Below are 15161 nucleotides of genomic sequence, written 5' to 3'. Positions count from 1 at the left end.
AGGAGCCACCTCCAGGCCTGGCGCGATGAGCCGGATCGAGCGGACTTTGCCGACTCTCGGCCCTCGCCGCGGCGCGCCCGAGAGGATTGCTGGAGCCGGCGAGCGGCCTTAGGAGCCCCACCAGGATCGCGGCGCCGAAGCGCACCCCGCGCCCTCTGCGCGTCCGGGGTGGAGGGACGGTTTTACGCCGGAGCTGTCCGCGATCGAGGAGCGGCGAGAAATGGTGCGCATTCCGATGTTCGTCGTCGCCTTGCCCTGCAGCATGCTCGCGCTCACGGCGGCCTGCTCCGATCCCGCCCCGCCCACGCAGCCCGTGGCGCCGAAGCCCGCCGACCCGGCGGTGGAGGAGGCCGCGCGGTTCATCGATGCGGCCGAGGCGGAGCTGCACGAGCTCAGCACCTACAACAACCGCGCGGCGTGGGTGGCCGCGACGTACATCACCGTCGACACCGAGATCCTGTCGGCCGCGGCGAGCGCGAAGCTGCTCGGGGTGCAGGCCGATTACGCGAAGCGGGCCGCTCGCTACCTCGCCCTCGATCTGCCCTATGACGTCCGCCGCCGGCTCGAGCTCCTGCGAACGTCCCTCACGCTCTACGCACCCGCCGATCCCGCGAAGACGAAGGAGGTCGCGACCATCGCGTCGAGGCTGGAGGCGATGTACGGAGCGGGCAAGTACTGCCCCGCGAGCGGCCAGTGCCTCGATCTCGAGCAGCTGAGCAGGATCCTCGCGACGAGCCGCGACCCCGAGGAGCTGAAGCGGGCGTGGGTCGGCTGGCACACGGTCTCTGTCCCCATGCGCGGCGATTTCACGCGGCTCGTCCAGCTGGCGAACGAGGGCGCCCGCGAGCTCGGGTTCAAGGACACAGGCGACGCGTGGCGCTCGAAATTCGAGATGCGGCCCGGCGTGCTGTCGCGGGAGGTCGATCGCCTCTGGGGGCAGGTCAAGCCGCTCTACGACGCGCTCCACTGCTACGCGCGGGGCCGGCTCGCCGCGAAGTACGGCGAGGACGTCGTCCCCGGCGCGGGCCCGATACGAGCGGATCTGCTCGGCAACATGTGGGCGCAGGACTGGAGCAACGTCTACGATCTCATGGAGCCCGAGGGCGCCGCGCCGATCTACGATCTCGACGCGGCGCTGCAGGCGAAGGGGTACACGCCGATCGAGATGGTGAAGACGGGCGAGCGCTTCTTCGTCTCGCTCGGCTTCGAGCCGCTCCCGGCCACCTTCTGGGAGCGGTCGCTCTTCGTCAAGCCGGCGGATCGCGACGTCGTCTGCCACGCGAGCGCGTGGAACATCGACGACGAGGAGGATCTGCGCATCAAGATGTGCATCGAGATCACGGCCGGCGACTTCCAGACGATCCACCACGAGCTCGGCCACAACTTCTACCAGCGGGCGTACAATCACCTGCCGCTCCTGTACCGGGACAGCCCGAACCCCGCGTTTCACGAGGCCATCGGCGACACGATCGGGCTCTCGGTCAGCCCGGAGTACCTCCAGCGGATCGGGCTCGTGGACCAGCTGCCCCCCGCCTCCAGCGACCTCTCGCTCCTCCTCCGCGAGGCCCTCGGCAAGATCGCCTTCCTGCCGTTCGCCGTCGCGGTCGACCGGTGGCGGTGGGGGGTGTTCGCGGGGGACATCCAGCCGGCGGGATACAACGAGGCCTATTGGGAGCTCCGGAAGAGGTACCAGGGGGTCGCGCCGCCGGTGCCCCGCTCCGAGTCGGACTTCGATCCTGGCGCGAAGTACCATGTGGCGGCGAGCGTCCCGTACATCCGGTACTTCTTCGCCCATATCCTCCAGTTCCAGTTCCACCGCGCGCTCTGCGAGGCAGCGGGGTACAAGGGGCCGCTCCACCGCTGCACGATCTACGGCAGCGAGAAGGCCGGCGAGCGCCTCCGGCGGATGCTGGAGATGGGGCGGAGCCGCCCGTGGCCGGACGCGCTCGAGGTGGTGACGGGATCGCGGCGGATGGATGCGGGGGCGATGCTCGACTACTTCGGGCCGCTCAAGGACTGGCTCGACCAGCAGAACCGCGGCAAGACGTGCGGGTGGTAGGCGGGGCGCGCGGGATCAGGCCTGCGGCGGCGGCAGGTAGTCCGGCGGCGGCGTGTAGAAGGCGAAGCGCGTGACCGCGTGGTAGCCCATCGCTTCGTACACGGGTCGCCCGAGGTCCGTCGCGTGGAGGACGGTCCGCTGGGCGCCGGTGGCGCTCAGCGCGTCGTCGAGACAGCAGCGCATCACCGCCTCGGCGTAGCCTTTGCGCCGGTGCTCGGCTGCGGTGGCGACGAAGCCCACGTACCGGATCCCCTCCACCATGAACGTCGCCGCGCAGCAGACCGGCTGGTCGCCCACGTAGCCGACCCGCCCGAACGCCCGGTCGTCCCACAGCGCCTCGTGGGCCAGGGCGGCGCGCCCGATGGGGAGCGGGAGGCTGTAGGCGGTGGAGTTGAGATCGGCGACGGCGGCGCGCGTCTCGGCGTCGTCCACGCGCCTGAGCTCCAGGCCGGCGATCTCCCGCCGCGGGGTGGGGAGCGCCTCGGCCACCATGCCCATGATCGACACCGCAGGCTGGAAGCCGAGCCCGGCCAGGAGCTCGGCGCTCGCGTCCGCGTCACCGCCGGGCGCCCAGCTGTCGGACAGCGCGAAGAACCAGGGAACGCCGCCGGTCCGGGCGAGCTCGGCGCCGATGCGCACGCGGCGCTCCAGATCCGTGCGATTGCCGGCCGGCGAGGAGAGCGTGGCGATGTTGAGCAGAGCCATGCCCGTGCCCGAGAGGATGACGGAGACGCCGTCCGTCTGCTCGATCCGGTGGCCGGGGAGGCAGCGGCTGAAGTGGATCCAGGCGGCCAGGAACTGCGCGTTGCACGCTGCGATGTCGTTCGGGTCGGACATGGGAGACCTCCTCTGGACCGAGATATACAGGGCCGGGCGCCCGGCGGTCGGGCTTTCGCCGTCGAGCATGCGGGCCCGCGGCGCTGCTGTGGTTTTCGGCCCGGCAGCGGCAGGGCGCTCTGGCCGGGCAGGATGACCCGATCGAGATTGGATTGACGGATCAGGGCGCTGGATGCGACGAAATCAGCGCGAAGGCGCCAATCCCAGAGGACGCGGACCGGAGAGCGGGGTCGCGCCGACGGGCGCGAGGGGGCCGAGGTCCGCGCCGCTCGTCCCTGCCTCGGACGGCCTCACGGCTTGACCGACCCCAGCGTGTGGCAGTTGTTGCACGAGAAGTCGCCATTGCCGGTCGTGGGGTCGTACTGGACGCGCTGGAGCAGGCTGGCCATCTCGGGCACGACCTTCTCGAACATGAAGGTGCTCCACTCCGCGCGCTCGGGGTGCTCCGGGTCTTGCACGTACTCGAGGAACCCCTCCTCGGTGTCGGGTAGCACGGCGATCTCCGGGCTCGGCATGGCGTAGGCGCGCGTGGCCCCGTCGGCGCCATGGCACGTCGTGCAGTCCATGGTCTCGAACGCCGGGTCGTACGCCACGAACACCTCCTTCATCCGCGGCAGGACGTCGCTGTTCATGTACGTGACGCGCTGCTCGAAGCTCATGTCCTTCCACGCGGTCGGCTCCGGATCGCCGGAGTCCTCCCCGCCACCGCACGCGGCGACGAACAGGGACGCTGCCATCGAGACGCGCCTCACGACCGCGCTGCGTGTCCTCGTCCGGCGATCGGAAGGCGGCGCGTGATCCGGCTGCCCCTGCGTCGTCCTCGCGTCGTTGGTGGCCGGGTCCGCGGTGATCATGGATCGCATGTCGTGTCTCCTCCTGGGTCGAGCTGGTTCGAAGCGGGTGGTCCGGACGGCACTGACCGGATGCGCCCTGGTTCTACCGTCACGACGAACGGGCGGACCCGAGATCGACACGCTCAGCATGTTTTTTTGCTGCCGCGATCTGTCGCCAACTGCTTGAAACTGCTGGGTCATGAGCGCGCCATGGCGGCGAGCCTCCACGTCGACCGACGTCGGCTGACGTCCACTGGCGCCGGCTGATATCGACTGATCTCGACCGGCGCGGACCGGGGCAGGGGCAGGGTGCTCTCCTGATCCCCGGGACGCGGTCACGCCGCGCCGAGCGTCACCGGCACGGCCGTGGGCTTGCGGAAGAACAGGCTGGGCGCGTAGCTCGGCCGCGCCGCGGCGGCGAGGCGCAGGCCGGGGAACGCCGCGCGCAGCGCCTGCACGGCGCACCTCACCTCGATGCGCGCGAGGGGAGCGCCGATGCACGTGTGGACCCCCCAGCCGAAGCCGAGGTGCCGCCCGCGCGGGGTGGCGACGGGGCGGGTCACGTCGAACCGCTCCGGGCTCGGGAAGACCGCGGGGTCGTGGTTGGCGGCCCCGAAGAAGGCGAACGCCGTGGCGCCCGCCGGGATCTCGACGCCGCCGACGACCGCGGGCGCCGTCGCGCGCCGCGGCTCCATCTGCACGGGCGCGTCGATCCGGAGCGTCTCCTCGATCGCCGCCTGGAGCAGCGCCGCGTCGCCGCCGATGGCGTCCCAGAGCGCGGGCGCCTCGAGCAGGCGGAGCACGAGCGAGCCGATCAGGCTCGCGACGGTCTCGTAGCCGGCGAAGAACAGGACGATGATATGGGAGATCATCTCGTCGACCGACAGCGGCGCCTCGCCGTCGACGCGGGCGCCGATCAGGGCCGTGATGAGGTCGTCGGCGGGCTCGGCGCGGCGCCGCTCGATGAGAGCGGCCAGGTAGCGCTCGTAGGAGACGAACCGCCGCGCCGCCTCCACCTTTCGCGCCGTGTCGGCCGCCGGATCGTAGAGCGTGAACCGCTCGTCCTGGCAGGCCCTGAGCAGGGGCGCGTCCTCGAGCGGTATCCCGACGAGGGCGGCGCTCATCTGCAAGGGGAGCGGGAAGGCGAGCGCCTGCATCAGATCCACCGGCCCGCCGCCGAGGTCCATCGCGCGCACCAGCTCGTTTGCGGCCTGAGCGATCGCCGGCTCGAGGGAGGCGACCCTCGCCGACGTGAACCCCTTGGAGAAGAGGGCCCGCGCGCGCGTGTGCCCGGGAGGGTCGTTGTTGAAGAGCGCCGGCGGCATCTCGTAGACGCCCTGCTTGAGCTCGGCGACCACCTCCGGCGGCAGATCCGGCGGCAGGTCGAGGATGTGCGCAGAAGAGAACAGGACCGGCTCGCGGAGCACCTGCGTGAGCTCGGCGTGGCCCGTGACGAGGTAGGCGGAGAACGCCTCGCTGTAAGCGACCGGCGCCTCCCCGTGGGCCGCCTGATAGAACGCGCGCGCGGGGTCGTCTGCATAACCCGGCGAGAAGGGCTGGAACAGCGCGCCGACCCGGCGCGCGCTCTCGCTGACCGGCGTCCCGTGAGGGGTGTTCTCGTCAAGCATCGATCCCGAGCGTACCGGGTCCGGCGAGCGAGGGAAACAGCCCGCGAGCACGGCGCCGCCTCGATCTCGACCCGGCGGTCACGCTCGGCCGGGCTCTCCCGCCGCGCGCGACCGCCTGATGGGATCGGGATCAGAGGTCCTGGATGTAATCACATCCGATGCTCCTGCCGAGGTTGTGACAGTGGATGGCGGTCTCCGGCGCCAGGTCGAAGCGATGGATGTTCGGAGTCCGGTAACAGGTGGACTGGTCATTGCCGACGATCAGATATGCCCACCGCCTCCCCGTCGGGGTGGGGCCCGACATCGTGCAATCGAGCCTGGTCCCTGCCATGAAGCCGTTCACGATCGCTTGCTCGGTCTCGCCGGCTTCTTCGCTGTCGCCCGGCGGATCCACGGAACCCATGCACGCCGAGCCGGTGACGCAGACGAGCCCTGTCACGAGCGCCATGCCGAGCCAGCTCTGGAGATTGCGACGATTGCTCATACTCCCCCTCTTTCTACGACGAAGACTCGTCGCGGTGGCGCCCCGGTGGTCACCGTTCGCGAGCCTCGTCGGGATCACGAGCAAGAGCTATGCTCGGGGCGTCTGTCACCCGACGCTACAGCGTCACTGGCCTCGCTTCAGATATCGAGACATCTCCGCTCTCGGGGCAAAATCGTGCGACAGGGGCACGGAGAACATCCCGAGAGACAGGGAAACGAGCGACATCGACGAAGGATAAGGTCGCCAGGGACACGGAGCCTGGCGACAGGACCTGGAGAACGCCGCCAGGGACACGGAGTCGAGCGATATGGAGAGGGAGATCTTGGCCAGGGACAACGACCGGAGGCCTGGCGACCTGCGGCGTCGGCGCCGGCGACACGGAGACCGCCGTCAGGGCCGAGGCATGGCGGGCCCGGGGCCGAGGTATGGCGGGCCAGGGACGAGGTCCGGCGTGCCAGGGACAAGACGCGACGTGCCAGGGACACCCGGGAGCGCCTTCGCCTGTCCCTGACGCCGGCCGTCACGCCGGATCGTGCGCGAGCACGGGCGCCGCGGGGGAGCGCGCCGGAAGAGGCCGCGCGCCATCGCGCGGCCCGCGCTTCACAGCACGTGCGGGAGCGGCAAGGCGAGCCCGGTGAGCGGCGGCATCTGGCCCGCGCGCGCCAGCGCATCGCCGTACGCGGCGTCTCCGCTGCGGAGGTCGCCGAGCCGGCGCGGCGCGAAGCGGATGTCGTCGAAGGCCGCGGTGCAGCCGTCGCCTGCCGGCGACTGGGCCGAGAAGCCGACGGCGAGCTCCGCCGTGCTGCCCAGCGAGAAGCTGCGGACGAGGTGCCATGTCGTCCCGTCGGTGGAGGCGTGGAACGCGCACACCCGCCCGAGCCGCGAGACGCGCAGCCAGACGTGATCCGCGTCGACCTCGAAGGATCGGCGGTCGTCCGACAGGCCGCGGGTCACCACGGAGACGACCGTCGGGGTGCCCTCCGGCGAGAGCTCGAAGCAGAGCTTCGCCCACGAGCGCTCGTGCGCCCAGAGGAGCAGCACGCCGGCGTCGCGCACCGCCGAGAAGCCCACGGTCACCCGCGCGCTGGCAAGGAAATCCCCGTGCGGCGTCCCGAGCAGGCGCGGCGCGTTCAGGGCGCCCCGGGTGCGCTCCGGATCGAGGAACAGGTCGGTCTTGCCGCCCGCTGTGACGGTCAGGCTCGACGCTTTCCCGGCGCTCCAGCTCCTGGGCGGTACCTCCCAGCGGAGTGGTGTGGGCCACGGCGTTAGGTGCACAGGTTCGCTCACCTCGTATCCCTCCCCTGCATCGCGTCGATGGTACCGGAGTGTGCTCCTGTATTGTCGTGGAATCGTTTCGGTGTGTATGGAGGATCTCGGTTCCATGCGAATTACCGTCTTTCTGGTCTCCTGCTGCTTGGTTGGAATCCTGACGGGATGTTTGAAACCGAGGCACGGACCGCCCGAGTTCCTGCTCGGTGCGACGGCGGTTCAGACGTCGCCCGGTCGCGATGGTCATCGAAACGAGACCTCTGGCGCCGGGGTCACCGGCACCGGGTACGCGGACGCCGCGGTCGCCCTCGCCGGTGCGGCCGGGTCGACCGTCGCAAACCGCGCGGTGTACGACACGTGTTACGCGGCGTGTCCAACCGGGACGGCGTGCGACGCAACCACGGGGCTGTGTGTGCGCCAGCCGTGCGGAGGGAAGTGTCCGGCCGACTACCGCTGCAGGGTCGTCGAGGGGAAGGAGGCGTGTGTCCTCGGTGAGCCCGACCGCGGCGTGGTGTCGCCGCCGGCCGCGCCCGGGGCAGGGGAGCTCGGGCCGGGAGGGACGCCCGGGGATGCGCCGGGGCCGCGCGTGAACTGAGGAGCGGCGGCCGGCTCGATCACCGCCCCTCGATCCGCCTCATCACCTCTGCATAGACCTCGCGCCGGTCCGGCCGCGCGCGGCCCAGCGCGTCCTTGAGCGCGGGGATCGCCGGGGCGCCCACGTGCCCGAGTCCCTCCGCGGCCGCGCGGCGGACGACCGCGTGCGGGTGCAGGAGCAGGCCCACGATCGCGGGGAGCGCGGGCGGCCACGGCGCAAAACAGAGGATCCGGATCGCCGAGCGGACCACGTCCGGCAGCGGATCCGAGAGGAGCGCGCACGTCGCGCGCAGGTAGGCGGCGCGATCCACCGCGTCGCGGAGCAGCCGGTGCGCGTGGAGCCGCACCCGGGGGCGCCGATCGCCGAGCAGCTCCACGAGCAGCGCCGCGAGCTCCGCGTCGGGCGCCCCGGCCAGCGCCGAGAGCGCCCGGCGGGCCTGCTCCGCGTCCCCTGCGCGCGCGAGCCGCACGAGCTCGTGCCGCGACGGACCCCGGTCGCTCGCCTCGGACGCGTGCGGCTCGGGGCGCGCGCGCAGCGCCTCCAGCGCCCGCGCGTCCTCGGCCGCGCGTCCCCCTCCGGGCGGCCGGAGCGGGCCGTCGTCGAGGGAGAGCCGCCCGGCCAGATCGGCGCGCCCCTCGGCGCGGAGGCGCTCCGCCACGGCCTCGAGCTCCGGCGTCCGGAGCAGCCGCTCGCCCGCGATCAGATCGAGGTAGCCCCACGCGCCCTGCCGCAGGCGATCGAGCAGGCGCGCCGCCCGCGCGTCGGGCGCGACGCGGCGGATCGCCTGGGCCGCCGCCGCGCGCGTCGCCGGCGCGCCCGACTCCCACCACGACAGCAGCTGCGGGAACAGGCGCTCCGCTTCCGGCGGCATCAGCAGGTCCGCGAGGCGCGCCGCGCGCTCCCGGCGCGCCTCGTCGGCCGGGTCGCCCCGGAGCTCTCCCTCGGAGAGATCGAGCAGCGAGGGCGCCAGGGAGGGCAGCCCCGGGCGGTCCACGCCATCCATGTCGCCGCGCAGGTAGGCCTGCAGCGCGGCGGCGCGGGCGTCGGGCTCCGGCCACGAGAGGAGCGCGACGGCGGCCTTGCTCCGGAGCTCGGGCGCGGGCGCGGCCAGCATCGACAGGAGGCGCTCGCGGAGCGCGGCCGAGCGCGGCTGGTCGAGATCGGACGGCCGGGGCACCCGCGCGTCGCCGCGCGGCGCGGCCGCCTGCTCGGCGAGGGTCCAGGGCGGCGCGCCGATCGGCTGGAGCGCCTCCATCCAGTCGAGCAGCGCCGGCCGCGCCGCCTGGGCCGCGGCCGGGAACACCTCGATGAGCGCGGCGAGCTGCGCGCGCGAGCCGAGGCCGCCGCGCGGCGCCGCCCGGAGCGCCGCGAGCGCCGCCGGCTCCAGCGCCGCGGCCCGGAGCGCAGCCCGCCACGCGGCCGCGCCCTCGGGATCCTCGCCATCGCCCGCCTCGGCCGCCGCCCCGAACGCCTCTCGCAGGATCGCCGGCTCGGCCGTCCACGGATCGGCGGCGGCGCGCGCCATCGCGAGCGCCTGATCGACGTCGGCGCGCCCGAGGATCGCCCCGCACCGCCGCAGCAGCGCGAGCGGCGAACGGCGCGCCCCCGGCGCCGGCGCGAGCCCGCGCACGCGCGCCGCGACGCCGAGCGCCTCGGCGCGCGGGAGCTCGGGCGCCGCCTCCTCGAGCAGCGGGAGCAGCCCGTCGCGCAGATCGGCCGCCGCCGCCTCGAGCCCATCGAGCAGCACCGCGGCGTGCCGGGCGTACAGGCGCGCCTCGGCGGGCGACCACGGGGCGGTGGACACGCGGGCGATCAGCCGGAGCGCCGCGTCGCGCAGCGCCGGCTCGCCCGCTGCCAGGCGGAGCCACTCCGGCGTGAGCGTCCGCAGGGCGGCGAGCCACCGCTGCGTCAGCGCCGCCTGCCGCTCGAGCAGGCGCCGCGCCGTCGCGTCGTCCCAGCCATCGCGGGCGAGCGCGGCAGCGAGCGTGTCCGCGTCGTCCGGGGGAGGCGCCGCGCCCGGGCGCCCTCGCTCGCGGGCGGGGAGGCCGTGCGCCTCGAGCTCCACGGCGAGCTCGCCGGCGGTCCCGGAGACGAGGGCGATCTCGCCGTCGAGCACCCGCTCGAGCAGCCGCGCCGCCGCGGCCGAGCCCTGGCGGAGCCCGCCCCGGATCGCCTGCGCCGACAGCTTGCCGCTCAGGGCGTCGAGCAGCCGGTCGCGGGCGCGCTCGTCCTCCACGGCCCCTGCGGCGGCGAGGATCGTCGCCTCGCAGGCCGGCCCGACGATCGAACGCAGCGCGGCCTCGAGCGCCGCGCGCAGCCCCGGGTTGTCGTGGCGGCCGAGCCAGAAGACGAGCTTCGGCACGGCCTCGGGCCCGCCCGCCCGCGCCAGCGCCTCGGCCGCCGTCTTTTTGATGCTCATGTTCGGGTGATCCAGGCACGCGGCGATGGCGGGGCACGCCCAGCGCGCCCCCATGCCCCCGAGCGCGCGCAGCGCCTGCCGCGCCGTCTGCACGTCGCCCGCGCCCGTGAGGAGCGTCAGGCTGGCCGAGAGCGCCTCGGCGCCGTCCTCGGCGAGCAGCGCGATCACGCGCTTGCGCACGCGGGGATCGCGGTGGCGGAGCAAGCGCGGGACGCGCGAGCGCGCGGCCTGACCGCGCGCCGACCGCAGCAGGTCGACGAGGAGCGCGCGCTCGCCCGCGGACACGCCGGGTCGGTCGAGGAGCTCGAGGGCGAGGCTCGCGAGCAGCGCGTCGCCGGCAGCGCGCTCGCTCGCGGCGCCGAGGAGGCAGACAGGCCGGATCTTCCGGCGCTGGTGGAGCCGCCGCCCGAGGCCGCGGATCGCCTCCGCGACATCGTCCGGGATCGCCGGCTCCGCGGCTCGCGCGGGGCCCGTGTCGAGGTCGCGATCGGGCGGCTCGGCTGGCCCGCCGGGGATCCACGCCGCGGCGAGGTCCGCCGCGATCCGGAGCAGCAGATCGGCGATCGCCGGGAGGGCGCTCGCGTCGCCCGCGCGCGCGAGCGCCCTGAGCGCGTCCGCGGGCGTGCACCGCTTCACCGCGCGCTGGAGGACGGCGAGCTCCGCCGCCTCGGGCGCGCCGAGGTCGGCGGCGATCTCTGCCGGCAGGTCCCGTGGGTTCAGGCGGGCGACGAGCGCGCGCCGCTCCGCCGGATCCTCCGTCAGGTGCCAGAGCAGCGCCACGGCCCGATGGCGCTCGCCGCGGAGGTGCGGGACGATCGCCGCGTCGCCCTGGCCGAGCGCGGCCCGGAGCGCGTCCGCCGTGCGCGGGCCGCCGATCGCGGCGAGCGCCTCCAGCGCCGCGGCGGGCGCGCGCGGCAGGGCGGCGAGCACGTCGTCCTCGGCGGCCGCGTGGCGCAGGGCGCCCAGCGCGCGCAGGAGGGGCGCGGGCGAGGTCGCGTCGCGGAGCTTCTCGGCGAGCGCGTCGCCGAGCGGGAGATCCGCCGCGCCCTGCCGCGCCATGGCGACGATGATCTCGGCGCGGCGCGGCCAGCTCGCGTCGCTGCCCGGCGCCGCGGCGAGCGCCGACAGGAGCGCGCGCCGGCAGGTGAAGGCGATCGCCGCGACGTCCTCCGCGGCGATCGCGGGATCGGCGAGGGCGAGGTCGAGCAGGGCCGCCGCGTGCTCCGGGGCGGGGAAGTGCCCGCGCCGGTGCAGCGCGCGCAGGCAGGCGATCGCGCTCGGGCCGAGCAGCAGCGGATCGCCCGCCGCGACGTTCAGGATGGCGCCGACGTCCTCGCGGGTCGCGTGCTCGCCGAGGAGCGTGAGCGCCCGCTGCCGGAGCCGCGGGGGCGCGTCCTCGCGCGAGACGAACGCGCGGAGCGCGGCGCCCTCGCCGTGGCGCGCCGCCGTCTCCAGCGCGGCGGCGGCCACCTCGGGGGCGCCGCCGAGGAGCTGCTTCAGGCGCGCGCCCTGGAGCGGCCCGCCGGCGAGGACGGCCCAGGGCTCGGCGAGCTCGCGCAGGGCGGCGGCGACGATCGCGGGCGCCGGCGCGTCGAGCAGCGCGGCGAGCACCGCGCGCGCCTGCTCCGGCGCGAGAAGCGCCGCGTGCAGGCAGCGCCGCGTGAGGTCGAGCGCCGCGGCCGCGAGGACCGGCTCGCGGCGCGCCGCGAGCTCGAGGAGGAGCGTCTCGGGGGCGGGGATCTCGGCCGGATCGAGCGCGTGGAGCGCCTGGTAGAGGAGCTCGCCGGCGGGCTCGCCGCGGACGGCCTCCGGCCGCGTGAGGATCTCGGTCCGGAGCCACGCGACGCGAACGGCGGCTGGGAGCGAGGCCTCGCGCCACGCCGGGAGGCGCTGATCCGGGAGGGAGGGCCAGAGCTCGCGGTAAAGCCCGGCGAGGAGCAGCGCGACCTCCGGCGTCCTGTCCAGCGTGCGCGGGAGCAGCGCCGCGAGCTCTCGCCGCCCTGCGCTGCCCTCGCGCCCTGCGGCCTGGGCCATCCGCGTGAGCCCGAGGTACCGCACGCGCTCGTCCTCGTGCTTCACGAGCCGGGGGAGCATCTCCTTGCTGCAGCGCGCTTCATCGACGCGCTCGACGTGCTCGGCGAGCCACCGCACGTCCGCGCGGCGGAGCGCCGCGGCGAACGTCTCGTCCAGGTGCACCATGGCGGCGCCATCGTAGACCGGCGCGCGGCGGCGCGGCGCCGGCAAAGCGACGGCCAGCGCCTCGTCACCGAGGCCGTCGGCGCGCGGTCACCGCGACGGCCAGCGCCTCGTCACCGAGGCCGTCGGCGCGCGGTCGCTCCGGGTCACTCCGACGGCCTGCTCCCCGTCACGGCAGCGCGCGACAGGTTCAGCAGCGCCTTCGCGCGCGAGTACGCGATGTACGGGTTGTCCGTGGAGCCGCCCAGATCGTCGGCGTCTTCCCCTGGGCCCTGCGCCCTCACCGGGAGCCAGAGGTAGTCGGGGTGCAGCTGCTTGCCGTTGATGCCGTTGACCAGGGAGGGGTTCTTGATCCACTCGCCGCCGAGCACCGCCAGCCGATCGTCGAGCTCGAGCACGTAGTGGAGCTCCACGTTCAGGACCGGGATGTTGCGCTGCGCGGGGGGCAGGAGGAGCTGCTCGGGGCTCACCTCGTCCGAGACCATCCCGTAGCGCCCGCTGACGCGGACGAAGCGCCTCGCGTACGGGTTGAACCGGTAATTGTAGCAATCCGCCCCCTGGAACCCGCCGTTACACACGAGCCGCGCTGCCTCCTGCGCGCTCACCTCCGTCATCGTGTCGATGGCGAACGAGGTGACCGGGTAGCTCCACACCTCGCGGTGCCAGGTGTAGTCGACGACGAACGCGCGCCGCGCCCGCGCGCTCGACGGCGAGCTGATGGAGCTTGCGCCCAGCCCGAGCAGGCCCGTCATGGCGATGTGCATCGTCCCGGGGTTCAGGTCGCGGCACGCCGGATCGACGGGCCTGCCGTACTGATCGCGCTGGACGAGGTCCTCCCGCGTCTCGCAGCGCCGCCCGGACACCGTGGCCGAGTCGCTGTGGTACAGCTCGGTCATGAGCGCCTCGATGTCGGCGGTGCGGAACAGGATGCACCCCGTCTCGACCGAAGCGCACGTGGTCACCTTGCCGCCCGAGAGCTTCACGCGGATGTCGTGCTGCGGCGGCCCGCCGTCCTCGGCGACGACGTAGGCCGCCCAGCCGTTGCAGTGTCCCCACCAGTACTCCGGGGTCACCCCTTGATACAGGCCGTGGTTCTTGAGCTCCCAGTAGGTCGTCGGCCCCGCCACCTGCGTCGCCCTGGGAGCGCGCAGCCCCTCGGCCCGGCCCCCCTCCAGCGCGATTGCGCCCGCGGGCGGAGCGAGGGACCGGCCCTGTCCCGCGTAGAACAGGAGATCGTACTTCTCGGCCGGCGAGAGGTTGTCTGGATCGGACGTCAGATCGCCGTAGTCCTTGACCGCGGAGTTCCACCGGTCGGCGATTCCGTTCTTGTTCTGCGGCCACCACTGCGAGGCGAAGGGGCCCCCGGACTGGCCTTGCAGCAGGCTCGAGTTCAGCGCCACGTACGACCCCCTGAGCTCCGGATGCAGGCTCGTGGGCAGGTTCGCGCCGTCGATGGGCTCTCGCGTCCCGGTCAGCGGGATGAGGAGCTCGTGTGAGCCGCCGAGGATCTGCCCGGTCTCCGGCGAGAACCCGAGCACGTACGGTATCGTTCCACCCTCGATGAAGCGCGCCGTCTCCGGCTGCGCGCCGCTCTGGAGAGCTGCCACGCCTTCGCGTGGCGGCTCTTGTTGATCCAGGTCCATACAGCCCAGCGCGAGAACCGCTGAGCCCACCGCGATTGCACCGATGCGCATTGTCATGGCCGCTCCCCCCGGACGCCTACCCCGTGCCACCTGGGTCGCCGGTGTCTGCAGAGGTCAGGCCAGCGTCGGGGAGGATGCGTCGCGCAAACGATGCACGCGCGCGGTACGTGCGCGCAGCCGTGCTGCATTGAAGGTCTCGTTAGTCCTTTGCGTACTCCTTTGCGCTCGGGTGTATGCGCTCCAGACGGCCGACGGTGCGCTCACGCGCCTCTGGCCCGCGCACGGTGAGCGCCCACGGCGGGCTTTCGCCCGGGATGGTCTCCTGCGGCGTCACGTCCTCGTGCGAGCCGAGGTCGTGGCGCGCCAGCTCGGCCCGCACGCCGGGTCCGGCGGCTGGCGCGCCGCGCGCCGCGCCAGCAGGCACGACAGCAGGCACGACGTGCTCGCGCCCCGGGCGGTCCTGTCGTGACGTGGCGGGCGGCCGGTACCTCGGACGTTTCGGCGCCGCACCGTTTCGGCGCCGCACCAGGTGACGAGGCCGGCTCATGAGGCGCGGGCGATACCGCGCGCACGAGACCGCCCGGCCGCGCCGCGGGCCCGTTGACACCTTCCTGAAACATAGATAAGTTCACCGTCGCACGTCGGCGGAAACGCAGGCGGAAGCCGAGATCTGGAGCAGCGAAACCGCTGCGCCTTCGGATCGCTTGCCCGGCCGGCCACGGCAGGTCGGCAAGCGAACCGGATCGATCCAGTGGAAACAAAGGGTTGACAGGTTCGAGGTAGGCCGTTAAAAGGCCCGCCCCGAGCTGACGGACCAGCAGCTGAGCAGCGGAAGCGCTGCGGCTCTGGGCCGCTTGCCTGACGATGCTGAACGATGAGTTCGGCGTCCGACGAGCGAGCAACCCGATCAGCGAGTCAACCTTCCTCGTTCAAACTCCTCGAAAGAGAGCGCGAAAGAAAGGGTTGACAGGTTCGAGGCGGGTCGTTAGAAAGCCCGCCCTCGAACTGGCGGAGCGGGAGCCGAACAGCGGAAGCGCTGCCGGCCTGGGCCGCTCGGTTGTTGGTGGTTGTAACAAGTCGACCTGCTCGAAAGAAAAGGTTGACAGCTTCGAGGCAGGCGGTTAGAAAGCCGGCCCCGAAACGACGGAGCTGGAGAGTCGGCAAGCAAGCGCTTGTGTCTCTCTGGGCCGATCGAGGC

Annotated in this window: 10 protein-coding genes; 2 read left to right on the top strand and 8 right to left on the bottom strand. The window is 73.4% G+C overall.

The genetic code is table 11. The features are described 5' to 3' along the window. Nucleotides 1–220: 220 nt before the first annotated feature. Nucleotides 221–2059, top strand: a complete 1839-nt coding sequence (locus WMF29_RS21720) for a M2 family metallopeptidase (protein WP_437330656.1) — start codon at nt 221–223, stop codon at nt 2057–2059. Nucleotides 2060–2074: 15 nt separating this feature from the next. Here WMF29_RS21720 and WMF29_RS21715 read toward each other — a convergent pair whose 3' ends face one another. From WMF29_RS21715 to WMF29_RS21695, 5 genes are all read right to left on the bottom strand, one after another. Then, nucleotides 2075–2896, bottom strand: a complete 822-nt coding sequence (locus WMF29_RS21715) for a GNAT family N-acetyltransferase (protein WP_437330655.1) — start codon at nt 2894–2896, stop codon at nt 2075–2077. Nucleotides 2897–3186: 290 nt separating this feature from the next. Next, nucleotides 3187–3759, bottom strand: a complete 573-nt coding sequence (locus tag WMF29_RS21710) for a hypothetical protein (RefSeq protein WP_437330654.1) — start codon at nt 3757–3759, stop codon at nt 3187–3189. A gap of 305 nt (nt 3760–4064) precedes the next feature. Then, nucleotides 4065–5357, bottom strand: a complete 1293-nt coding sequence (locus tag WMF29_RS21705; protein ID WP_437330653.1) for a cytochrome P450 — start codon at nt 5355–5357, stop codon at nt 4065–4067. Nucleotides 5358–5487: 130 nt separating this feature from the next. Further along, on the bottom strand, nt 5488–5841 hold the full coding sequence (locus tag WMF29_RS21700) for a hypothetical protein (RefSeq protein ID WP_437330652.1): 354 nt from the start codon (nt 5839–5841) through the stop codon (nt 5488–5490). A gap of 600 nt (nt 5842–6441) precedes the next feature. Continuing rightward, nucleotides 6442–7128, bottom strand: a complete 687-nt coding sequence (locus WMF29_RS21695; RefSeq protein ID WP_437330651.1) for a DUF1349 domain-containing protein — start codon at nt 7126–7128, stop codon at nt 6442–6444. Nucleotides 7129–7279: 151 nt separating this feature from the next. Here WMF29_RS21695 and WMF29_RS21690 point away from each other — a divergent pair, with 151 nt between their 5' ends. Then, the gene (locus WMF29_RS21690; protein ID WP_437330650.1) at nt 7280–7705 is read left to right on the top strand and encodes a hypothetical protein; all 426 of its coding nucleotides are present in this window, start codon (nt 7280–7282) and stop codon (nt 7703–7705) included. Between the two features lie 19 nt (nt 7706–7724). On the opposite strand, the gene WMF29_RS21685 is transcribed toward WMF29_RS21690, so the two are convergent. From WMF29_RS21685 to WMF29_RS21675, 3 genes are all read right to left on the bottom strand, one after another. Next, nucleotides 7725–12323 carry a HEAT repeat domain-containing protein gene (locus tag WMF29_RS21685; RefSeq protein ID WP_437330649.1) on the bottom strand — a complete coding sequence of 1533 codons (4599 nt, stop codon included), beginning with the start codon at nt 12321–12323 and terminating at the stop codon, nt 7725–7727. A gap of 143 nt (nt 12324–12466) precedes the next feature. Further along, the gene (locus WMF29_RS21680; RefSeq protein ID WP_437330648.1) at nt 12467–13927 is read right to left on the bottom strand and encodes a hypothetical protein; all 1461 of its coding nucleotides are present in this window, start codon (nt 13925–13927) and stop codon (nt 12467–12469) included. A 235-nt stretch (nt 13928–14162) separates the two neighbouring features. Continuing rightward, nucleotides 14163–14399 (bottom strand): hypothetical protein, encoded by a 237-nt coding sequence (locus WMF29_RS21675; protein ID WP_437330647.1) that lies wholly within the window; start codon nt 14397–14399, stop codon nt 14163–14165. Nucleotides 14400–15161: the final 762 nt, after the last annotated feature.

Source organism: Sorangium sp. So ce381, assembly GCF_051473845.1.
Taxonomy (GTDB): Bacteria; Myxococcota_A; Polyangia; order Polyangiales; family Polyangiaceae; genus Sorangium; species Sorangium atrum.
Note: the sequence above shows the minus strand (reverse complement) of the source record. Positions and strands in the feature narration are given on the sequence as shown.

Coding starts and splice junctions, on each gene's coding strand:
- WMF29_RS21710 (WP_437330654.1), bottom strand. CDS start 3,759: ATGCGATCCATGATCACCGCGGACCCGGCCACCAACGACGCGAGGACG.
- WMF29_RS21685 (WP_437330649.1), bottom strand. CDS start 12,323: ATGGTGCACCTGGACGAGACGTTCGCCGCGGCGCTCCGCCGCGCGGAC.
- WMF29_RS21700 (WP_437330652.1), bottom strand. CDS start 5,841: ATGAGCAATCGTCGCAATCTCCAGAGCTGGCTCGGCATGGCGCTCGTG.
- WMF29_RS21715 (WP_437330655.1), bottom strand. CDS start 2,896: ATGTCCGACCCGAACGACATCGCAGCGTGCAACGCGCAGTTCCTGGCC.
- WMF29_RS21705 (WP_437330653.1), bottom strand. CDS start 5,357: ATGCTTGACGAGAACACCCCTCACGGGACGCCGGTCAGCGAGAGCGCG.
- WMF29_RS21720 (WP_437330656.1), top strand. CDS start 221: ATGGTGCGCATTCCGATGTTCGTCGTCGCCTTGCCCTGCAGCATGCTC.